The following is a 1,584-nucleotide window of genomic DNA, read 5'->3' as shown; positions in this document are numbered from 1 at the left end:
AGTCGCTCTCCACACCCTGCCTCAATGTAATGCGTTCCTGCGATGGAATCTATATCGAAGACTTGCAAGGACGTCGTTATATGGATTTTCATGGCAATAACGTTCATCAGGTTGGCTTCAGCAACCCGGATGTGATCGCGGCCATCAAAAACCAACTCGACGAGCTATCATTCTGCACTAGACGATACACCAATCGGGTTGCCGTTGATCTGGCGAAAAAACTTTCAGAGATCGCGCCCGGCGACTTGAACAAGGTGTTGTTCTGTCCTGGCGGCACCAGTGCAGTGGGAATCGCTCTCAAGCTGGCTCGATTAGCCACCGGACGACACAAGACGATCTCGATGTGGGATTCCTTCCACGGTGCTTCGCTGGATACGATTTCCATCGGGGGCGAGGCCACTTTTCGGCAAGGGATCGGACCTTTGCTCCCCGGAACTGAGCATATCCCTCCCTCGGATGAATATCGCTGTTTGTGGGGTTGCCACGAACGGGGAGGCTGCGACTTAAAATGTGCCAGCTACGTCGAGTATGTGCTGGAGAAAGAGGGTGATATCGCCGCGGTGATCGCCGAACCGGTTCGTAGTACCCCCTACATTCCCAGGCCCGAATACTGGCAAACCATCCGGGAGGCTTGCGACCGTCACGGCGCGCTGCTTATCTTTGATGAAATTCCCCATGCGCTGGGCCGCACCGGGAAGATGTTCACCTGCGAGAATTTTGGAGTGGTGCCAGATATTCTGGTGATCGGCAAGGGGCTGGGGGGCGGAGTCTTTCCTTTGGCGGCCATCATCACCCGCGAGGGCCTGGATGTGGCCGCTGACCGCGCCCTGGGCCACTACACACATGAGAAAAACCCGGTCGCCTGTGCGGCTGCGCTGGCAACGATTGCCTATATCGAAGAACACAACCTTGCTAAACACGCCCGCGAATTGGGCACCTATGCTGTGAAGCGCATGAAAGCAATGAAGGAGAAATACCCTCTCATCGGAGATGTGCGCGGGCTGGGTTTGCTGATGGGCATGGAATTGGTCCGCGACCAAACCACCCGCGAGCGAGCGACTGGTGAAGCCGAAGCAGTCATGTACAGCGCCTTGAGTAAGGGCCTAAGTTTTAAGACAACAATGGGCAATATTTTGACACTGACACCACCGCTGACGATCACGCGTGCTGAGATGGCTCAGGCGCTGGATATTCTTGAGCAAAGTTTGAACGAAGTTCAACATAATTTTAATGATGATAGCATCGCTAAGAAGGAGCAAAATGGAGACTAAAACCACAATCCCCAACTGGAAAGACAAAATCCTGTTCACCCCGGGCCCGCTGACCACCAGCAGGACGGTAAAGCAATCCCTGCTGCGCGACCTGGGATCACGCGATTTCGAGTTCATCCATATGGTGGCAGATATCCGTCGAAGATTGTTGGAAGCAGGAGGCGTTGCGGATGGCGGATACGAAGCGATCATCATGCAGGGCAGCGGCACTTTCAGCCTTGAATCCGTCATTTCGTCCACGATCCCACCTGAGGGCAAGCTGCTGGTCATCATCAATGGGGCTTACGGGCAGCGCATTGCCCAAATCGCCAAA

At 54.6% G+C, this 1,584-nt stretch carries 1 protein-coding gene and 1 pseudogene; both read left to right on the top strand.

All coding sequences use genetic code 11. The annotated features are described in order from the left end of the window. The coding region (pbfA, locus tag AC3DOM_RS12575; RefSeq protein ID WP_487919395.1) for a (R)-1-hydroxy-2-aminoethylphosphonate ammonia-lyase at nt 1-1,271 on the top strand (1,271 nt) is incomplete at its 5' end. After that, nucleotides 1,261-1,584 (top strand): annotated as a pseudogene (locus AC3DOM_RS12570) (2-aminoethylphosphonate--pyruvate transaminase); the annotation flags it as partial. The gene pbfA and the pseudogene AC3DOM_RS12570, both read left to right, overlap by 11 nt.

This window comes from Candidatus Desulfolinea nitratireducens (assembly GCF_982879505.1).
This window is presented reverse-complemented; position numbering and strand designations above follow the sequence as displayed.